This window comes from Mycobacterium simulans, from assembly GCF_900232995.1.
In the GTDB taxonomy this organism is placed as follows: domain Bacteria; phylum Actinomycetota; class Actinomycetes; order Mycobacteriales; family Mycobacteriaceae; genus Mycobacterium; species Mycobacterium simulans.
In genome coordinates, this window is record NZ_OCVX01000003.1 from 538,282 (window position 1) to 558,054 (window position 19,773).

General features: G+C 65.7%; 18 protein-coding genes and 1 pseudogene. 8 read left to right on the top strand and 11 right to left on the bottom strand.

Annotation, left to right across the window (positions count from 1 at the left end; translation table 11 throughout):
• Nucleotides 1-9 precede the first annotated feature (9 nt).
• Genes MSIMFI_RS03305 through MSIMFI_RS03320 form a run of 4 tightly spaced genes read right to left on the bottom strand, consistent with a single transcriptional unit; the run spans nucleotide 10 to nucleotide 4,997 of the window.
• Nucleotides 10-2,409, bottom strand: coding sequence for an aerobic carbon-monoxide dehydrogenase large subunit (locus tag MSIMFI_RS03305; protein WP_191496116.1), 2,400 nt, complete (start codon nucleotides 2,407-2,409; stop codon nucleotides 10-12).
• Entirely contained in the window at nucleotides 2,406-2,888 is a 483-nt protein-coding gene (locus MSIMFI_RS03310; protein WP_191496117.1) for a (2Fe-2S)-binding protein, read from the bottom strand. The genes MSIMFI_RS03305 and MSIMFI_RS03310 overlap by 4 nt, the downstream gene beginning before the upstream one ends.
• Nucleotides 2,889-2,901: 13 nt before the next feature.
• A complete protein-coding gene (locus MSIMFI_RS03315; protein WP_191496118.1) occupies nucleotides 2,902-3,792 on the bottom strand; it encodes an FAD binding domain-containing protein in 891 nt (296 codons plus the stop codon).
• Nucleotides 3,793-3,851: 59 nt separating this feature from the next.
• Nucleotides 3,852-4,997 carry an XdhC family protein gene (locus tag MSIMFI_RS03320; protein WP_191496119.1) on the bottom strand — a complete coding sequence of 382 codons (1,146 nt, stop codon included), beginning with the start codon at nucleotides 4,995-4,997 and terminating at the stop codon, nucleotides 3,852-3,854.
• Between the two features lie 35 nt (nucleotides 4,998-5,032).
• Here MSIMFI_RS03320 and MSIMFI_RS03325 point away from each other — a divergent pair, with 35 nt between their 5' ends.
• Nucleotides 5,033-5,998 carry a LysR family transcriptional regulator gene (locus tag MSIMFI_RS03325; RefSeq protein WP_191496120.1) on the top strand — a complete coding sequence of 322 codons (966 nt, stop codon included), beginning with the start codon at nucleotides 5,033-5,035 and terminating at the stop codon, nucleotides 5,996-5,998.
• A gap of 17 nt (nucleotides 5,999-6,015) precedes the next feature.
• Nucleotides 6,016-6,231 carry a calcium dodecin gene (gene secE2, locus MSIMFI_RS03330; protein WP_085252130.1) on the top strand — a complete coding sequence of 72 codons (216 nt, stop codon included), beginning with the start codon at nucleotides 6,016-6,018 and terminating at the stop codon, nucleotides 6,229-6,231.
• Between the two features lie 7 nt (nucleotides 6,232-6,238).
• Here secE2 and MSIMFI_RS03335 read toward each other — a convergent pair whose 3' ends face one another.
• The 5 genes from MSIMFI_RS03335 to ttfA are packed head-to-tail and all read right to left on the bottom strand — an operon-like array spanning nucleotide 6,239 to nucleotide 9,988.
• On the bottom strand, nucleotides 6,239-6,883 hold the full coding sequence (locus MSIMFI_RS03335; RefSeq protein ID WP_191496121.1) for a TrmH family RNA methyltransferase: 645 nt from the start codon (nucleotides 6,881-6,883) through the stop codon (nucleotides 6,239-6,241).
• Nucleotides 6,880-7,785, bottom strand: a complete 906-nt coding sequence (locus MSIMFI_RS03340; RefSeq protein ID WP_191496122.1) for a hypothetical protein — start codon at nucleotides 7,783-7,785, stop codon at nucleotides 6,880-6,882. The genes MSIMFI_RS03335 and MSIMFI_RS03340 overlap by 4 nt, the downstream gene beginning before the upstream one ends.
• A 10-nt stretch (nucleotides 7,786-7,795) precedes the next feature.
• Nucleotides 7,796-8,335, bottom strand: coding sequence for an orotate phosphoribosyltransferase (gene pyrE / locus MSIMFI_RS03345; protein ID WP_191496123.1), 540 nt, complete (start codon nucleotides 8,333-8,335; stop codon nucleotides 7,796-7,798).
• Nucleotides 8,322-9,095, bottom strand: coding sequence for an SDR family NAD(P)-dependent oxidoreductase (locus tag MSIMFI_RS03350; protein ID WP_191496124.1), 774 nt, complete (start codon nucleotides 9,093-9,095; stop codon nucleotides 8,322-8,324). Before MSIMFI_RS03350 ends, pyrE begins: the two co-directional genes overlap by 14 nt.
• Before the next feature lie 29 nt (nucleotides 9,096-9,124).
• Nucleotides 9,125-9,988, bottom strand: a complete 864-nt coding sequence (gene ttfA, locus MSIMFI_RS03355; protein ID WP_191496125.1) for a trehalose monomycolate transport factor TtfA — start codon at nucleotides 9,986-9,988, stop codon at nucleotides 9,125-9,127.
• Nucleotides 9,989-10,286: 298 nt separating this feature from the next.
• Here ttfA and MSIMFI_RS27740 point away from each other — a divergent pair, with 298 nt between their 5' ends.
• From MSIMFI_RS27740 to MSIMFI_RS27745, 4 genes are all read left to right on the top strand, one after another.
• The gene (locus MSIMFI_RS27740) at nucleotides 10,287-10,598 is read left to right on the top strand and encodes a hypothetical protein (RefSeq protein WP_224770050.1); all 312 of its coding nucleotides are present in this window, start codon (nucleotides 10,287-10,289) and stop codon (nucleotides 10,596-10,598) included.
• Nucleotides 10,599-11,882, top strand: coding sequence for a hypothetical protein (locus MSIMFI_RS03365; protein ID WP_191496126.1), 1,284 nt, complete (start codon nucleotides 10,599-10,601; stop codon nucleotides 11,880-11,882).
• Nucleotides 11,883-12,031: 149 nt separating this feature from the next.
• The gene (locus MSIMFI_RS03370; protein WP_186241384.1) at nucleotides 12,032-12,427 is read left to right on the top strand and encodes a hypothetical protein; all 396 of its coding nucleotides are present in this window, start codon (nucleotides 12,032-12,034) and stop codon (nucleotides 12,425-12,427) included.
• A gap of 79 nt (nucleotides 12,428-12,506) precedes the next feature.
• Nucleotides 12,507-13,580: a DsrE family protein gene (locus MSIMFI_RS27745; RefSeq protein WP_224770051.1), complete on the top strand. Its 1,074-nt coding sequence runs from the start codon at nucleotides 12,507-12,509 to the stop codon at nucleotides 13,578-13,580.
• Here MSIMFI_RS27745 and clpB read toward each other — a convergent pair.
• Both clpB and MSIMFI_RS03390 read right to left on the bottom strand, forming a co-directional pair.
• Nucleotides 13,577-16,135, bottom strand: coding sequence for an ATP-dependent chaperone ClpB (gene clpB, locus MSIMFI_RS03385; protein ID WP_191496127.1), 2,559 nt, complete (start codon nucleotides 16,133-16,135; stop codon nucleotides 13,577-13,579). The genes MSIMFI_RS27745 and clpB overlap by 4 nt on opposite strands.
• A 98-nt stretch (nucleotides 16,136-16,233) precedes the next feature.
• Nucleotides 16,234-17,562: an Rv1453 family transcriptional regulator gene (locus MSIMFI_RS03390; RefSeq protein ID WP_191496128.1), complete on the bottom strand. Its 1,329-nt coding sequence runs from the start codon at nucleotides 17,560-17,562 to the stop codon at nucleotides 16,234-16,236.
• Nucleotides 17,563-17,778: 216 nt separating this feature from the next.
• Between MSIMFI_RS03390 and MSIMFI_RS03395 the strand changes: the two genes are divergently transcribed.
• Nucleotides 17,779-18,942 carry an FAD-binding oxidoreductase gene (locus tag MSIMFI_RS03395; protein ID WP_191496129.1) on the top strand — a complete coding sequence of 388 codons (1,164 nt, stop codon included), beginning with the start codon at nucleotides 17,779-17,781 and terminating at the stop codon, nucleotides 18,940-18,942.
• A gap of 413 nt (nucleotides 18,943-19,355) precedes the next feature.
• Nucleotides 19,356-19,528, top strand: a pseudogene (locus MSIMFI_RS27750) (aldose 1-epimerase); the annotation flags it as partial.
• Nucleotides 19,529-19,773 lie beyond the last annotated feature (245 nt).

Here is a 19,773-nt window from a genome sequence, read left to right on the forward strand (position 1 = left end):
CCACACCTGCTAGATCGGGGGCCTAGCTCTACCCTGCATGGCCTCCCACACCCGCGACGGCGTCAGGGGCATATCGGCATGCCGAACTCCATACGGCGCCAACGCATCCACCACCGCGTTGACCACCGCCGGCGGTGACCCAACGGTTGCCGACTCGCCGACGCCCTTGGCGCCGATCGGGTGATGCGGCGACGGTGTCACCGTATGCCCGGTTTCCAGGTGGGGCACCTCGAGCGCGGTCGGAATCAGATAGTCCATCAACGAGCCGCCGAGGCAGTTGCCCTCCTCGTCAAAGGCGATCATCTCCATCAGCGCCATGCCGATGCCGTCGACGATACCGCCGTGCACCTGGCCCTCAATGATCATCGGGTTGATACGGGTGCCGCAATCGTCGACGGCCAGGAAGCGCCGCACCTTGACCACCCCGGTGCCCGGATCGACGTCCACGACGCAGAAATACGCGCCGTATGGGTAGGTCAGGTTCTCCGGGTTGTAACAGATCTGGGCGTCCAGTCCGCCCTCGATGCCCTCCGGCAGATCGCCCGCGCCGTGCGCGCGCATCGCGATGTCCTGAATGGTCACCGACGCCGACGGGTCACCCTTGACGCGGAATGCTCCCTTCTCCCACTCCAAGTCGGCGACCGAAACCTCCAACATGCCCGACGCGATGATCTTGGCCTTGTCGCGGACCTTCCGCGCCACCAGGGCCGCGGCCGCACCCGAAACCGGCGTGGACCGGCTACCGTAGGTCCCCAAACCGAATGGCGTCTGGTCGGTGTCGCCGTGCACGACGTCGATGTCGTCGGGCGGAATACCCAGCTCCTCGGCGACGATCTGGGCGAACGTCGTCTCGTGGCCCTGACCCTGGGTCTGAACCGAAAGCCGCACAACGGCTTTGCCTGTCGGGTGCACTCGCAGCTCGCAGCCGTCGGCCATGCCGAGGCCGAGGATGTCCATGTCCTTTCGGGGCCCGGCGCCGACGGCTTCGGTAAAGAATGACATCCCGATGCCCATCAGCTCGCCCCGTGCCCGCCGCTCCCGCTGCTCGGCCCGTAACGCCTCGTAGCCGAGCATGCCCATGGCCTTGCGCATGGTGGCCTCGTAGTCACCCGAGTCGTACACCCAGCCGGTCTTGCTCTTGTAGGGGAATTGCTCGGGCCGCAACAGGTTTCGTAGTCGCAGCTCGGCCGGATCCATCTTCAGCTCGAAGGCCAGACAATCCACCAGCCGCTCAACGAAATATACCGCCTCGGTGATCCGGAACGAGCAGGCATAGGCCACGCCCCCGGGAGCCTTGTTCGTGTAGACCGCGGTCATATGACAGTACGCGGCCTCGATGTCGTAGCTGCCGGTGAACACCCCGAAGAAACCGGCGGGGTATTTCAATGGCGCCGCCTGGCCGTTGAAGGCTCCGTGATCGGCCAGCACATTGGACCGGATCGCCAGGATCTTGCCCTCTTTCGTCGCGGCGATCTCGCCGACCATGATGTAGTCGCGCGCAAAACCCGTCGACGTCAGATTCTCGCTACGATCCTCCATCCACTTGACCGGCTTGCCCAACAGCAGCGAGCCGACGATCGCGCACACGTAGCCGGGATAGATCGGCACCTTGTTGCCGAACCCGCCGCCGATGTCCGGCGAGATCACCCGAATCTTGTGTTCGGGCAGCCCGGCCACCAGGGCGTACACCGTCCGGTGGGCATGCGGCGCCTGCGAGGTGGTCCATAGCGTCAGCTTGCCGGTGACCGGGTCCAAATCGGCCACTGCGCCACAGGTTTCCATCGGCGCCGGGTGCACTCGGGGGTAGACGATCTCCTGCTTGACGACGACGTCGGCCTTCGCGAACGCCGCTTCGGTCGCGCTCGCGTCGCCGGTCTCCCAATCGAAAAGGTGGTTGTCGGTCTTGCCCTCGAGGTCGGTGCGGATGACCGGCGCGGACGAGTCGAGCGCCTTGCGCACATCGATGACGGGGTCCAGCGGGTCGTACTCGACGTCGATCAACTCCAGCGCGTCGCGCGCCGAATACCGGTCCTCGGCAACGACGAACGCCACCTCCTGGCCTTGGAAGCGCACCTTGTCGGTGGCCAGCACCGCCTGCACGTCGTTGGACAGCGTCGGCATCCAGGCCAGGCCCTTCTCGGCCAGGGCAGCGCCGGTCACAACAGCCTTGACCTTCGGATGGGCAAGGGCTGCCGTCACATCGACGTTGACGATGCGGGCGTGCGCATACGGCGAACGCAGGATCGCCAGGTGCAGCATGCCCGGCAACGACACGTCGTCGACATAGTTACCGCGGCCACGGATGAACCGCGGATCCTCTTTGCGCAGCATCCGGCCGTGGCCGCACGGCTTTTGGTCGTTGTCGACCAGGTCTTCGGGTGCTGGTGGACGCGACTCGATGGTCGTCATGAGCTGAGCGCCTCTGTCTTGGGATGCTGCGCGGCCCATTGGATCGACCGCACGATGGTGGTATAGCCGGTGCACCGGCAGATCTGGCCGGAGATGGCCTCCCGGATAGTCTCCTCATCGGGGTCGGCGTTGCGGTCCAGCAGGGCGCGGGCGGTGATCATCATTCCTGGTGTGCAGAAACCGCATTGCAGGCCGTGGCACCGCATGAACCCTTCCTGCACCGGGTCGAGAGAGCCGTCCGGTCCTGCGAGTCCCTCGACGGTCCGGACGCTGTGTCCGGATGCCATGACGGCCAGCATGGTGCATGACTTCACCGGAACCCCGTCCACGTCGACCACGCAGGTGCCGCAATTGCTGGTGTCGCAACCCCAGTGAGTTCCGGTGAGCCGCAGCTGATCCCGCAGAAAATGCACCAGCAGCATCCGAGGTTCGACTTCGGCGGTGACCGGTTGGCCATTGACGGTCAGATTTACTTGCATGAGCTTTGCTCCTTTAATTGCCTTCGGGCTCAGGGATGCTGCGTACCCGCTGTGCGGCCGTGCGCAGCGTGCGGATGGTTAGCTCGGACGCCAGGTGCCGTTTGTATTCCGCGGTGCCGCGGACATCGGTCACCGGCTCGCAGGCTTCGGCGGCGCGACGGCCCGCCTCGGCGAAGGTCGGTTCCGTGGCCTCCTGGCCGACCAGCGCCGTCGAGAGCTCCGCCAACGCGGCCGGGTTGGGATTCACGGCAGTCAGTCCCACCCGCGCGGCGGCTACCTTGTCGTCATCGAGGGTGAGACTTGCCCCAGCCGCGGTGACGGCCCAATCGCCAACCCGGCGCTCCACCTTTGCGTATGCACTGGACGTGTTGTGCCGCAACGGTATTCGTATTTCGATCAGGATCTCGTTGGGAGCCACCGCCGTCTCGTAAGGCCCCAGTAGGAAGTCGTCGATCGCAATCTCGCGTTCACCCGACGGACCGCGCACCAGACACACCGCGCCCAGCACTGTGCACACTGTCGACAGATCCTCGGCCGGATCGGCCTGGCACAGCGAACCACCGAGGGTGCCGCGGTTGCGCACCACTGGGTCGGCGATCACCCGCTCGGCATCGCGGAAAATTGGGCACACCGCCGCGAGCCGGTCCGACTCCAGGATCTCGCGATGGCGGGTCATGGCGCCGATGCGAACCAGCGTCGGATCAGTGATCACATACCCCAGCTCAGGCGCCAGGTCGTTGATATCGACGAGGTACTCGGGGTTTGCGATACGCAGTTTCATCATCGGCAGCAGGCTGTGTCCGCCGGCGACTATGCGCGCCGTATCCCCCAACCGATCCAGCAGTCCGACGGCGTGGTCGACACTGGTTGCGCGTTCGTACTCGAAGGGGCCAGGTACTTGCATGCGGCTCAGTTTCTGCCGCTATCGAATAGGCGTCAATATCGAGTTAAGCGATCATTTAACTAGCCGTGTTTTTGGTCTTCTACCTGCGCGTCATGGTGGATTCGGCCGACGACTTCGGCCAGCGGCCGGCCCCCGCCACCCCACCGCCGAGCGATGATGTCGGCGGCGATCGAGACCGCGGTCTCTTCGGGGGTGCGCGCCCCAAGGTCCAGTCCGATCGGGCTGGACAGCCGGCTCAGCTCGGCGTCGGTCAACCCGACCGCGCGCAGCCGGTCCATCCGGTCGTCGTGGGTTTGCCGAGAGCCCATCGCGCCCACGTATCCGACCTTCGGCAGTCGCAGCGCCACCTCGAGCACCGGCACGTCGAACTTCGGATCATGGGTCAGCACGCAGATCACCGTGCGGTCGTCGATCGCGCCCGCGTCGGCTTCGGCGGCCAGATAGCGATGGGGCCAGTCGACGACGACGTCGTCGGCCGTCGGGAAGCGCGCCGACGTAGCAAACACCGAACGGGCGTCGCAGACGGTAACCCGATAGCCAAGGAACGATCCCTGCCGCGCCAGGGCAGCGGCGAAGTCGATGGCGCCGAACACCAGCATCCGAGGACGCGGCGCGTAGCTCGAGACGAACACCTCCATGCCGTCACCGCGGCGCTGCCCGTCGGGACCGTATTTGAGAATCTCGTTGCGGCCCAACGCCAGCAGACCCCGCGCGTCGTCGGTGACCGCCGCGTCGGCGCGCGCCGAACCCAGCGACCCGGTTGCGGTATCCGGCCGCACCACCAGTCGTCGGCCGACCCATTGCCCATCCGGGTGGGCGATGACGGTCGCGATGGCCACCGGCCGATGGGCGCCGATGTCGTCGGCGACCCCGCCAAGTTCAGGAAACGACGCCCGCGATACGGACTCGACGAAGATGTCGATGATGCCGCCACAGGTCAGTCCAACGGCAAAGGCGTCGTCGTCACTGACGCCGTACCGTTCCAGCAGCGGCAGCCCGGTGCGCGCTACCTCTGCGGCGAGGTCATAGACGGCACCCTCCACGCAACCGCCGGACACCGACCCGCTCACCGAACCGTCCGGCGCCACCACCATCGAGGCACCCGGCGCACGAGGCGCCGACCGCATCGTTCGCACCACGGTGGCCAGCCCCGCGGTGTCACCGGCGCGCCAAACCGACATCAGCTCGGCAAGCACGTCACGCACGCATCCAACGTAGGCCACAGAAGTAGGCTGAGCCCATGACCCCGGCTCAACTTCGGGCCTACTCTGCGGTGGTGCGTTTGGGCTCGGTGCGAGCCGCCGCCGCGGAACTAGGCCTTTCCGACGCCGGAGTCTCGATGCATGTTGCGGCACTGCGCAAGGAGCTCGACGACCAGTTGTTCACCAGAACCGGTGCCGGGCTGGCCTTCACGCCCGGCGGGCTGCGGCTGGCGAGCCGCGCGGTCGAAATCTTGGGCCTGCAACAGCAGACGGCGATCGAGGTTACCGAGGCCGCCCACGGCCGCCGGTTATTGCGCATCGCCGCGTCCAGCACATTCGCCGAGCACGCGGCGCCTGGCCTGATCGAGCTGTTCTCGTCGCGCGCCGACGACCTGTCCGTCGAGTTGAGCGTGCATCCGACGAGCCAGTTCCGCGACCTGATCTGCTCGCGCGCGGTCGACATTGCCATTGGCCCGGGCAGTGAGAGTTCGCTTGGTTCCGACGGCGCAATCTTTGTCCGGCCCTTTCTGAAGTATCAGATCATCGCCGTCGTCGCTCCGAAAAGTCCTCTAGCCGTTGGTATTCCGGCACCCGGGCTGTTGCGCCAGCAGCAGTGGATGCTCGGCCCGTCAGCCGGAAGCGTGGACGGCGAGATCGCAACCATGTTGCGCGACTTGGCAATTCCCGAGTCGCAACAAAGGATCTTCCAGAGCGACGCCGCTGCACTGGAGGAGGTCATGCGCGTCGGCGGTGCGACGCTGACTATCGGCTTCGCCGTCGCCAAGGATCTTGCGGCCGGACGGCTGACCCACGTGACCGGCCCGGGACTGGACAAAGCGGGCGAGTGGTGTGCGACCACCTTGGCGCCGTCGGCGCGCCAACCCGCCGTATCCGAACTCGTTCGCTTCATCACCACCCCGAGGTGCATCCAGGCGATGATCCGGGGCAGCGGTGTCGGCGTGACAAGGTTCCGCCCGAAGGTTCACGTCACGTTGTGGAGTTAGCTATACGCTTTACCTCCATGAGCGTGTACAAGGTGATCGACATCATTGGGACGAGCCCTACGTCGTGGGAGCAGGCCGCGGCCGAAGCGGTGCAGCGGGCGCGGGACAGCGTCGACGACATCCGCGTCGCCCGGGTCATCGAGCAGGACATGGCGGTGGACGGTGACGGCAAGATCACCTATCGCATCAAGCTGGAGGTCTCGTTCAAGATGCGGCCCGCGCAACCTCGCTGACGGAACCTCACCACGCGCGGCCGAAATCCCCGTGCTGCCGAATCCAGGCATGCATCGCGATCCCGGCCGCAACACCGGCGTTGATGCTGCGAGTCGAGCCGAACTGGGCGATCGACACCGTGATCGCCGCGCCCGCCCGGATGTCGTCGCTGATGCCCGGACCTTCCTGACCGAACACCAATAGGCATTCCCGCGGTAGCGTGGTCTCCTCCAGTCGCGTCGCGCCGGGAACGTTGTCCACCGCAACCACTGTCAAACCGGCACCCGCAGCAAAGTCCAACAACTCGGCGGTGCTGTCGTGGTGGCACAACCGCTGGTAACGATCGGTCACCATGGCACCACGCCGGTTCCAGCGCCGACGACCCACGATGTGCACGGTGTCGACGGCGAACGCGTTCGCGGTGCGCACCACCGAGCCGATGTTGGCGTCATGGCCGAAGTTTTCGATCGCGATGTGCAGCGGGTGCCTGCGCCGGTCGATATCGGCGATGATCGCCTCCCGGGTCCAATACCGATAGGCGTCGACGACATTGCGAGTGTCACCCTCGCGCAACAAGTTCGGGTCATACCGAGAATCGGCCGGCGGGTCGCCCACCCACGGTCCGACACCGCCGACCGCAGCACCCCATTCGGTGGGCCCGGGTTCACTCATCGCGTGGTCCACACCGCGGCGTGGGTGCCCACGATCGCCACCGTCGCATACAGCAGCGCCTGGTTGATTTCGCCCTGCGTGCATAGCGACGTGTTGACTCGCACCGCGTCGCGCGACGCATCGGGCAGGATCAGCACCGAGGACCCGTATGCCGCGCAGGCCGGGCTCAGCCCGCGCCCGGGCAAAGTCGGTGCGGCGAGCAGCATCATGGGACCACCGCGGGCCGCGGAATCGTCGCGATACCGGGCCGCCACAGCGTCGGCCTCCAGTCCCAGCAGCATGTAGCCATTGCCGGTGAACGCCGTTGGGTCGCCCAGCTGGGCCTTGGTCACCGGCGTACCGTCGGCGCGCCACGCCTCGGCGCTGGTGGACTTGACGACCATGCCGCTGTCGTTTTCCTTTGTCGGCAACAGCCCCACCGGAAATGCCGCCGGATAGGCCGCCGCGGTATCGGCGATCCGATCACGCGGTGAGTAGATGTACACGCCGCGGACCGCACTTCGGTCCTTCAGCGGACCCAGACACACCGTGCCGGTAAGCCGGTCGGGCGGCGCCGACAGCGGCGAAGCGACGTTGGCCACGCGGTTCATCGCGTCGCCGCAGCTTCCCAGCCCGGTGGACTCGAGCGGATGGGCAAGCGCCCCGTAGAGCCCATAGCGAATGTCCTCGGCCTTGGCGTGTGGCGTCTTGGGATCCGTCGGCGACGCGGCACTAGCCGAGATGTCGACGAGCACATAGTCGCCGTCCCAGCGGAGATTCGACACCGACATGTTCCAGCCGAGCACTGCCAGCGACTCACCGAACCGGGCGCTCTGGGCGCCGTAAATGCGGCCGGAATTGTTCGAACCAGTGCAACCCGCCAAGCAAGCCACAGCCAGTGCCAACGCAATGAGTGTGCGCACGGCAGGCGGCCTAGCCCAGCCCGAGATCGGCGAGCCCCAACACGCTGCGGTACGGGATTCCCTCGGCTTCGATAGCCTCGGCGGCACCCGTGGCGCGGTCCACCACAGTAGCCACGCCGACCACCTGGCCACCCTCCTCTTGGACGGCGCGCACCGCCGTCAGCGCCGAGTTGCCCGTCGTACTGGTGTCCTCGACAACCAGCACCCGCTGACCGGAAACGTCAGATCCCTCGATAAGTCGTTGCATGCCATAGGTTTTCATCGACTTCCGGACCACAAATGCGTCGATCGGACGGCCCGGCGCGTGCATGATGGCGGTCGCTACCGGGTCGGCACCCAACGTCAGGCCACCGACGAGGGCGTAGTCCCAGTCCTGGGTGAGCTGGCGCATCAGCCGACCGATCAAGGCGGCAGCTCGGTGGTTCAAGGTGGCGCGGCGCAGGTCGACGTAATAGTCGACCTCCTTGCCCGACGACAGCGTGAAACGGCCGTGCACCACCGACAGCCGGCGCACCAGCTCGGCGAGCTCCTCGCGCTCAGGTTCTGCCACGGCCACTGCCAAACCTTTTCATGGCGGCACGTGTTAGCCCTCGCGGAATCATCCGCCCGCTGACCACCAACGCCTTGTACCGCGTGCTGGGGATGCTGATCACCTTGCCGGCGGCTATATCGGCCAGGCTCTGGCTGACCACGTCGTCGACCTTGAGCCACATAAACGACGGCAGTTTGGCGACGTCGATGCCGGCCCTGCTGTGGAATTCGGTGCGGACATATCCCGGGCACACCGCATGCACCCCAACGCCGGTGCCTCCCAACCCGTTGGCCAAGCCTTCGGTGAACGCGACCACCCACGCCTTCGACCCTGAGTATGTCGATCCTCTTCCGGGCAGCAGACCGGCGACGCTGGCGATGTTGATGACAGTGCCGGCGCCGGCGGTGAGCATGGCCGGAAGGGCGGCCCGGGTGAGGTGCATCACCGCGGTCACGTTGACGTCCAGCTGCGCTTGCAGCAGGGCCGGATCGGCCGTCCAGAATTCCCCGGATGTGCCGACGCCGGCATTGTTCACCAGGACCCGAACCCCTTCGGTGAGCCGCTGGGCGACCTTATCGCGGCCGGCGGTGTCGGCGAGATCAACGGACAGAATCTCAATGTTGCCGGCCGCGCCGCCCAGTTCGTCCGCGAGCTGCTCCAGCCGGTGGACGTCGCGGGCGACTAGAACCAGGTCGAAGCCGTCGCGCGCGTAGCGGCGTGCGTAGCCGGCGCCGATCCCGGAAGTGGGCCCAGTGATCAGCGCGACGGGTCGGGGCATGAGCGACAGGGTAGCGAACCGCCGGTCCGTTAACGCTGGTAGTGGGTGGCCTGACTGCCGTTGCGACCATGCGGCGGGCGCTGACCCGCCTCGGGGCGGCCCTCCTCACGATGCACCGGCTCGGCCTCACGAGCCGCGCCGCGGCGACCCGCCTCGCCGAGCAGCCCGGCCACATCCTGGTCGGTGCGCCGGGGCGGCAGCTCCGCCCGGCCTGCCGGGGCCAAGGGACGGCTCGGTGCCGCGCTGCGTGGCTTCGGCTCGCCCGATTCCTGCGGGGTCTCGGCCGGCAGCGGCGGCAAAACCCGCAGCAGGTCGTTGAACTGGCGCACGGTACGCAGACCCTCGTCCCACTGGGCGCGAGTGCTCGCGATGGGCATGCTGACCAGCGTCCAGTTCTGTTCGTTCCACATGATCTCGGCACAGTCGGGCGCAGTGTGCGCGAAGGTGACCATGCGCCGGTCGCAGGCCCGCCGGGCCGCGTCCAGATTGGTGGAGTACACCATCCGCGGCCCGATCGCGCCCAACAACCAAATGTCGCTCTCCCGTGGCTCTTTGAGCCCCTTGAGCCGCAGATCGACCACGACGTTGGTGCCCACCTTGCGGTGCAGCGCGATCACGGTGGCGACTTCTTCGAGGTCGAAGATGTACACCGCCTCGCCGCGGATTTGACCCAGCACCACGTTGTGGGCCGCGACGTCACCCACGGTCGACATCACGCCGCGCTTCCAGCGCTTCAGTATCTCGGTTGACTCACGTTCGTAGTCGAATCCGTGCGACCGCGCCCACGACTTGCGGCGTCGGCTGCGGCCACGGCGTCGATCGATGTCGACGTACAGCAACACCACCGCACCGACGAAGCACAGTGCGGACAGTGTGAACCAAAGCGGGACCATTGGTGAATAGCCTATCTGCTACTGGCCCTTAACCGAGAATGCCAGCAGGTCACAACAGAATTAAGGTTTGCTGGGCTCGTTGGCGGTCCGGACTGTAGCGCCCTCTCGCCAGGGGCCGTGACGTTGGGTAACTTCGCGCGGTTGGGGCCCAACAGCACCTCCGAGCGGGTCTTTGCCGGCCCCGGGGGTCGGAACGCGGCATCAGTCGCGCCGCCGGCCCGCCGGGTATTTCCGATAGACGCTTGCAGGCGAGTCGCTGAAGTGCTGACCACGCATCGCGGTCCCTACACTCTGCGGCATGGAATCGCGCCGGGGCACTGCAGAGCTGTGGGTCAGCGGCGAGGGACTGCGTGCGCAAGCTGGCTGGTGTGAATCATTGGCAGGCACGCTGGCCGGCAATACCCCGCCAGCTGGTTTGGGGTCGTCATGGCCGGGCAGCGCAGCGGCGGTCAACACTGCCCACGCAGAGATAGCGGCGGCTGGCATGAGATGCACGTACCGAGTGCAGGCGACTGCGACCGAACTCGCGGCCGCCGTTGGTCGTTACGCCGAGAACGAAGCCGACTCGGCTGCCCGGTTGCGGGCGCTCGACGTGCCGAAGGTGTGCTAAATGGCGGTCAGCACACCACTGCCAACGTTGTCGCAAATCCAGACCATGGACACCACGTATCTGCTTGAGGCGGCCGACTATTGGACACGCACAGCCAAGCTGTGGGAGCAGGTCTTCACCCAAATCCACGACCGAGTGTCCACCCCCGGCGGCACCCCATGGAAAGGTCAGGCCGCAACCCGGGCGCAGGAGCGGTCCTACCGCGACATGGTCGAGGTTCGCGGCGCTTCCTACCAGCTGCACGAGGCCGCTGCCGTTGCCCGGCGAGCAGACGACCAGTTACAGGCCTGCAAAGCGGGAGCGCTTGATGCCGTAGCCGATGCCCGCGCGGATGGCTTCGATGTCGGTGACGATTACTCGGTTACTGACCGCTCGCGAGGCGGTTCGGCAGAGTTCCGGGCGGCACGCCTTGCCCAGGCTCAAGGCCACGCCGCCTTTATCCGCCACCGGGTCGCCACGCTGGTCGCCAAGGATCAAGAGATCACCACGCAGATCGGCGCCGCCACCAACGGCATCGACACCCTTACGTTCCAGGAGGCGCCCGGCATCGACGACGCCGTCGCCGGCGACGACAAGCACTCCGGGGTCCAACTCGTCGACAACCACACTTTCAAAGACGCGCCGCATCCGGAGCCCGTTCCCCCACCGGGAGGCTGGAGCAGCGACCCACTAATGCGGGCCGCCCAGAAAATCGCCTACGGGCACGCCAGTGGGCCCGACGGACATATGGGCGATTTCCCCGGGATGACCAAAGACCAACTCGCTGAGTTGATCTACGGAAAATTGAAGAGGTCGATCGAAAACCCAACAGGCCTGCGACTGGGGCCCAGCGGCAGCGACGGCGCCCCAGTTATCTATGACCCTAAAGACAATGTGCTGATTGTGCGCGATCCGCGCGGAGCTGACTGTGGCACCGTATTCAAGCCAAACCTGAAGAAGGACCCTAATTACGTGCGCGACAAGTTCGGCGGGAGCGTCGAATCGTTCAAGCCCGGGCAACTCGTCGACAACCCTCTGCCCGCACCCGCCGAGCCGCGGCCTGCCGGGCCGCCGGCGGCCAGAGCACCTGCGCCGCCCAACCCACCAGTCGGTGCGCCGGTCGAGGCGCCGGCACCTAAGCCCGCGCCCGGCATCACACAAGGAGGCGCGCGAATGCCGGTGCTTCCTTTCGGCGGCGGCACGCCCTGGGATTCACCCGCGACGGGACCTCACCCCGTCCACCCACCGCACGACCACCACCACCCGCCGGTATTGGGCGAGCTTCCAGATGATCACGAAGGTTAAGCGAACCGACACAGGTGTGTCGGTTGGACGTTCGGAATTGTTGATGTCAAGGCCTGCTGCTCATGGGATGGGATAGCCAAGCCTGGGCCGCGCAAGCCATCACTTTGCGGTCGACCGCCGTTGTCCTTGCAGCTCGCTAGGCTCAACCGATGACCGATCCTGAGCTTGTCGCGATCAAGCTGACCGACGAAGAGCGCAAGCTCATCATTCTCGCCCTCAACGAGTACGCCGGGACCGCGCAACACACCTATAAGCTGCTCTGCCCGGTGTTGGGCCAATTCACTGAAGATGGGTGGTACCAGCTCACTACGCGGCTGAAAACCGCTATCAGGAACAAGGAGCCTCTGTCTGATCTGGACTGGGCACGGGCGCTATTTCTGACCGACATTTCGTTCGGGAGCACTCTGGTCGGCTCAGGTCTGCGTTTCGGGCGAGGCGCCGATGAATACTGGTTCAAGATATTGCGTTCATTGCAAGAGAAAGTCAGCACCTATCCGCGGTTTCTGCTGCTCCTGCAAAATGCCAGCTACCCACCCGTCGAGTAACCACCTGCGCCCCAGCACGATGGGTTGAGGAAGGCTGTCAGCGATTAGGAGTACTTGGGTGTCACCTTAAGACGATCCGTTGCATATCGACATTCCGATCCAGTTGGACGAGGTGAAGGTCGCGGTCAGCGTGGCCTCTTTGTCGTTCGAGGGGGACATGCCGGCCGTTCTCTTCCACGCGGGACTCGTCATCACCGACGCCGCGGACTGGCAGGCGAAGTCGCAGGTGGTCGTCGTGTTCCACACCAATGCCGGACATGTGACGCTCGACGATGAGGCGTACAGCGCGAACCGTCACATCGCCACCGGTAATCCCGACAAGCCTGTCGTCGCCGCCCTCATTCAGCGGGGCGCGCAAGTCGAGCTGTGTGGTGCCACCGCCAAGGCCAACGCCTGGCACAACGCCGACCTGATCCCCGGTATCAAGATCAACAGAAACGCCATGGCCAGATTGACGCAGCTCGTCCAGCAGGGCTACGCGAAGACTTCGGAATCGTACGGATGTTGGGCTACTACCAAGCACTACCGGCTCATTCGCATCGTCATGGACGGCGGCATTTGCCGGGCGACGATCGGCCCATCCGCCGATCAACCTCCTCGACATGGCGCTGCTTACCGAAATCGCGCGCCTCACAGCCCAAGTCGCGGCCGACGACGAAGTTCGCGTGCTCGTCGTCGACTCGGCCGACCCGGAGTTCTTCATCGCACACGCGTCCACGCGACCGTGGAGATGTTCCGCACCCTGTCGAAAGCCACCATCGCGGTCATCGAAGGTATCTGCCGTGGCGGTGGCACGCAGCGGCTGCCCCGGCTGGTCGGTCGTGGCCGGGCCCTCGATGTCATCCTCGGCTGCCTGGACATCGACGCCGCTACCGCCGAGGCCTGGGGATATGTCGAGCGCGCGCTGCCCGTCGATGAACTACGGCCGTTCGTCGACAAGCTGGCGGCACGCATCGCGTCGGCCCCCGCGGGGGGCCATCGCAGCGGCCAAACGCGCGGTCGACGCCGCCCTGACCGAGGACCTCACGACCGGCTTGCGCATCGAGGACCAGCTGGTCGCGAAACCCTCGCGCAGCCGGTCGCCCGCGAGCGGCTCCAGGCGATCATCGACGCCGGCGCCCAGACCCGTGCGTTCGAGCTGGGTGACACCTAGCCCAGGACCAGCGAGTCTCCGTCCGCACTGACGTTGACCGGCACCAGGTCGCCGTCGTGCACGTCGCCGGCAAGCAGCATCTTGGCCAATTGATCGCCGATGGCCTGCTGCACCAGCCTGCGCAACGGCCGGGCGCCGTAGACGGGGTCGAAGCCGCGCTGCGACAGCCACCGCTTGGCCGGCAGTGATACCTCCAGCTGCAGCCGCCGCTGCGCGAGCCGCTTGCCGAGCTGCTCAAGCTGGATGTCGACGATCTGCACCAGTTCTTTGGGGTTGAGCCCGTCGAAGATCAGCACGTCGTCGAGCCGGTTGATGAACTCGGGCTTGAACGCTGAGCGCACCGCAGCCATCACCTGTTCATCACTGCCGCCCGACCCGAGATTCGAGGTCAGGATGAGGATGGTGTTGCGGAAGTCGACCGTGCGGCCCTGACCGTCAGTCAAACGGCCCTCGTCGAGCACCTGCAGCAACACGTCGAACACGTCCGGGTGGGCCTTTTCGATCTCGTCGAACAGAACCACGGTGTAGGGCCGGCGGCGCACCGCCTCGGTCAGCTGGCCGCCTTGGTCGTAACCGATGTAGCCGGGAGGCGCACCTACCAGTCGGGCCACCGAATGCTTCTCGCCGTACTCGCTCATGTCGATGCGGACCATCGCCCGGTCGTCGTCGAACAGGAAGTCCGCCAACGCTTTTGCCAGCTCGGTCTTCCCAACACCGGTGGGGCCGAGGAACATGAACGAGCCGGTGGGCCGGTTTGGATCGGCGACCCCGGCGCGAGCGCGGCGCACGGCGTCGGAAACCGCCTGCACGGCCTTCTTCTGCCCGACGACCCGCTTGCCCAGCTCGTCTTCCATGCGCAGCAACTTGGCCGTCTCACCTTCCAGCAGCCGCCCGGCCGGAATGCCCGTCCATGCCGACACCACGTCGGCGATGTCGTCGGGACCGACCTCTTCCTTGAGCATCACGTCCTCACGGGCTGTGCCGCTGTCGGCGGCCAAAGGCGCTGCGGCGTCGAGCTTCTTCTCGACTTCGGGAATGCGTCCATAGCGCAGTTCGGCAGCCTTGGCCAGGTCGCCGTCGCGTTCGGCGCGCTCGGACTCGCCGCGCAATACCTCGAGCTGTTCCTTGAGTTCGCGAACCACGTCGATCGCGTTCTTCTCGTTCTGCCACTTCGAGGTAAGACCGGCAAGCTGTTCCTTCTTGTCGGCCAACTCGGCCCGCAACTTCTCCAGGCGCTCCTTGGACGCTTCGTCCTCCTCCTTGGCCAGCGCCATCTCTTCGATTTCCAGCCGGCGCACCAGGCGCTCGACCTCGTCGATCTCGACCGGCCGCGAGTCGATTTCCATGCGCAACCGGCTGGCGGCCTCGTCGACCAAGTCGATGGCCTTGTCGGGCAGGAACCGGGCGGTGATGTAGCGGTCGGATAGGGAGGCGGCTGCCACCAGCGCGGAGTCGGTGATCCGAACCCCGTGGTGCACCTCGTAGCGGTCCTTGAGCCCTCGCAGGATGCCGACGGTGTCCTCCACCGAGGGCTCACCGACGAACACCTGCTGGAAGCGGCGCTCCAGCGCGGCGTCCTTTTCGATGTACTTGCGGTACTCGTCGAGCGTGGTGGCGCCGACCAACCGCAGCTCGCCGCGGGCCAGCATGGGCTTGATCATGTTGCCGGCGTCCATCGCCGATTCACCAGTCGCGCCGGCCCCGACGATGGTGTGCAGCTCGTCGATGAATGTAATGATCTGTCCCGCAGAGCTTTTGATGTCGTCGAGCACGGCCTTGAGCCGCTCCTCGAACTCGCCGCGGTACTTGGCGCCGGCCACCATTGAGCCGAGGTCCAGGCCGATGACGGTCTTGTCACGCAGGCTCTCCGGAACGTCGCCGGCGACAATGCGCTGAGCCAGGCCCTCCACGATCGCGGTCTTGCCGACGCCGGGCTCGCCGATGAGCACCGGGTTGTTCTTGGTGCGACGGGAGAGTACTTGCACGACACGGCGAATCTCGTTGTCCCGCCCGATAACCGGGTCGAGTTTGCCTTCGCGGGCCCGGGCGGTCAGGTCGGTGGAGTACTTTTCCAGCGCCTGGTAGGTGGACTCGGGGTCGGCGCTGGTGACGCGGGCGCTGCCGCGCACCTTCACGAACGCGTCACGTAATGCTTGCGGCGAGGCTCCGTGGCCGGTCAGCAGTTTGGCGACGTCGGAGTCGCCGGTGGCCAGCCCCACCATCAGGTGCTCGGTGGAGACGTATTCGTCGTCCATCTCGGTGGCCAGCTGCTGCGCCGTAGTGATGGCAGCGAGCGATTCCCGCGACAGCTGCGGCTGCGAACTCGAACCCGTGGCCTGGGGCAGCCGATCCAGCAGGTGCTGGGTTTCGTCGCGAATGGTGGCGGGCTCAACACCCACAGCCTCCAACAGCGGTGCGGCGATCCCGTCGTTCTGCGTCAGCAACGCCATCAGCAGATGAGCGGGCCTGATCTCGGGGTTTCCGGCGGCTGAGGCCGCCTGGAGGGCCGAGGTCAGAGCCGCCTGCGTCTTGGTTGTCGGATTGAAAGAGTCCACGACACCTCCGTTCGGGCTACCTAAAAATGCTTGTCGGCTTCTTTAACGCCGTCAAGGTTGAGTCTGTTCCGCTCAACCCTAGATGGAGTCTGCTCCACTCAACGCTGGTGGAATCCTTCTGCCCGCCGAGCTGCTTCCGGACGCCGACGAGGTCGGTGATGTACGCCTTGTTGTGCCGTGGGCACCGCGCCGTTGTGGTGCTCCTGGGTGGTATGAGTACCGCGCCACCGCACGGCCTGAAGTGCGACGGCGACCTCAATGATGGATTGGTCGAGGGGTTGCGGGAGGAGCCGTTGAGCGGTGTCGAGTCGGTGCAGCAGGGTGTTGCGGTGGGTGAAGAGGCGCTTGGCGGCCCGGGAAGCGTTGCATTGTTCACTGATGTATGTCAGCACGGTGTGCTGCAGGGTGGGGCTGGCGGCGGCAAATTCTCCGAGCGTGGTTTCGATGAAATTGTCTGCGCCGTCGGAGTTTTCGGTGAGCAAGGCAACCATTTGAACGTCGGCGAAACGGCCTACGCGCTGGTGCGACCGGAGCCGGTACATCATGCGCTGGGTGGCGAGGGCTTCCAGGTGACTGCGCCGGAACCCGTCTTCTCCAATGGCGGTTGTCCCGATCGCGAGGCGCACCTGTGGCGCGCTGGCGAGCACCGGTTCGATCTGCTCGCTGTCCGGGAGATCGGTGTCTTTGACCCACACCCAGCGGGTCTCGCCGCTGGCGTCCACGGTAAGCGGACGCGAGCATCCCACGGCGTGACCGAATGCGTCGGCGACTCGGTCGAGGATGCCGGGATCACCGTTGGGTGGGTCGCTCCAGATGATGGCGGCGGTGTGAGACCGGTCGAGGGGATAGCCCAATCGCGCTTCGGCGCGCTCACGACTGAAGGGAGCACCGTCAAGAATCCGCTCAACGACCTTGCGGCATTCGGCACGACCGTCACGGGTCAGTTGGTCGTATTCCTCCTGTATGTTCGCGGCGATGCCGGTGAGGGTGGCGTCGACAAAATCGTTGGCCAACCCAAACTGCAACTCGAGCAGCTCGCGCAGTTCTTGAGGGTCGCGGGTGAGACCGAACGCGATGTCCTGCCAGCGCTGCCAGGCGGCGTTTTGTCCGATGCGGTACATATCGAGCGCGGAGTCAGCGAGGCCGCTACGTATCAGCTCGCGGGCCATCCGCACTGGCTCGGCGCCGAGGTTGGCGGGCACCGGGGCGCCGGGGTTGCGCAGACAGGCGGTGGCAAAGTGGATCAAATTGGCACGACTGGCTTGGCTGACCAATGTCGCCAGCGCAGGGTCGTTTGCGACGGTCGGATTGGCGGCGATCATGGCGCGGGCAACGCCGGCTAAAAAGTCTTGGCTGCTGTCGAGGACAATTCTCGCTCCCGCGCGGATGAGCTGACGTACCCGCGATGAGGGCTCCGGCCAGACCACGGCTCGATGCTAGGGAATCAGTGCATTCTGCATGATGTCTTTCGCAAACCGGTTGAACATCTTTCGCAAACCGGTTGAGAAGTGCTGGCCCCTTGGTGTCGCACGAGGGGTTCACACCCGCTGCACGAGTGGATTCAGGTCCCGGTAGGCCGCCGGGACACCGAGCGGTGCTGATCCAATCCCCGCTATTCCACGACGGGCTTAGAGTTGGGGTCCGTGGGGCTTGAGGACCGGGACGCGCTGCGGGTATTGCACGACGCCTTCAACCCCGATGATCCAGACCTCGTCCACCGGTTCTACACACACTGGTTCGCCCTTGACGTCTCGGTGCGCGACCTGTTCCCGCCCGAAATGGATGGCCAGCGAGCCGCTTTCGCGCACGCCCTGCGCTGGATATTCGGCGAACTCGTCGCCCAACGTGCCGAGGAACCGGTGGCCTTCCTGGCCCAACTCGGCCGGGACCACCGCAAATACGGCGTGCTACCAGCACATTACGACACGCTGCGCCGCGCGCTGTATGCGACGCTGCGCAGTTGCCTGTCCGAGGCTTGGACCGGTGCCGTCGAAAGGGCCGCCGATCAGTCGCTCAACCTGATCACCGGAGTGATGAGCGGCGCCGCCGAATCCGACGACGGGCCCGCCTGGTGGGACGCCACGGTCATCGAGCAATCACGGGTATCAAGGGATCTCGCGGTCGTCCGGGTGCAGCCGGACCACCCGCTGCATTTTCACGCGGGCCAGTATCTCAACGTCCATGTCCCGCAATGCCCGCGTCGTTGGCGATTCCTCAGCCCCGCGATACCCCCCGACGCCGGCGGCGGCGGGATCGAATTTCACGTCCGTGTGGTTCCCGGCGGCATCGTCAGCAACGCCATCGTCTGCGAAACGCGCCTGGGCGACCGGTGGCGACTGTCCAGTCCGCACGGCGGGCTGCGGGTCGACCGCGACGGCGGCGACGTGTTGATGGTCGCCGGCAGCACCGGGCTGGCACCGCTACGCGCATTGATCATGGAGCTGAGTCGCTACGCCGAGAACCCACGGGTGCACCTGTTCTTCGGCGCGCGTTACCTCTGCGAGCTGTACGACCTGCGCACGCTGTGGCAGATTGCGGCGCACAATCCGTGGCTTTCGGTTTCGCCGGTATCGGAGTACAACCGCGATCCGTCTTGGGCCGCCGACTATCCCGACGTGTCACCGCCGCGTGGCTTGCACGTTCGCCAAACCGGCCGGTTGCCCGACGTCGTCACCAAGTACGGCGGCTGGGGCGACCGGCAAATCCTGATCAGTGGCGGACCGGCGATGATCCGGGCGACCAAGGCCGCTCTGATCGCCAAAGGAGCTCCGCCAGAACGTATCCAGCACGACCCGCTGTCGCGCTAGCTCTTGGTTTGACCCGCATCCAACTCGTCCAAGCTGCAGCCGGCCGTGTGTGATGCTCACAGTCCTCAAAGGCGATGCGCCGCGCGCGCCATGCCGGCGTGCTCGAGGTACTCGTGGCGTGCCGGACGATATTTTGTGCAGCCCTGACGCGGTGCCAAGCCACCCGGAGTCGGTTTCAGCAATGCGCGAACACGTGCCACCCGGCCTTTGAGGGTGTTCATGTGGGTCTTCCTTCCAATCAACCTTCAGGTGCCTATTACTGTGCGATTCGACGCAACAAATCCCATCGGCCACGACGCGTAGATTTGTGCAGCGGGGGTCGTATGCCCGCCACGAGGTTCGCGGCGTTAGTGCGCGGTAGAGCGCAGATGTGCTCGGTCGACGACGCGGTCTGGAAACCTACATCGCGCCGGGGTGTGCTGGCCGCGCATCCGGGCTGGCGGGTGGCCGCCGAATCGGCGTACGAAATGGCAGCTGAGCTGGACTTCGGCGCCGATCCGCTGTTGCTTGCCGTGGTCACCACGGTGAGGCGACGGGCGATCGGGCGGTGCCGCTGTGCTTCGGCTACCACCCCTATCTGCCCTTATCTGCACGTGCCGGGCCGGCGCGGTGACGCCTACGCCGGATTAGCGTCAGCCAGCAACAGGTTTTCCGGTTCTTCGACAACAGCGGATTCGGCCCCTTCGACTTGGGTCCCGTCGGGTTCAGCCCCTGACCGCGACCGCCGACGGTTCCGCGCCACCCTAGGGCCTCGCTCGTCGCTCATCGCGCCCCGTCGACGCGACGTCGCGGCGCAGGTCGCCGACACAGTCTGGAAATTTTTGACATGTG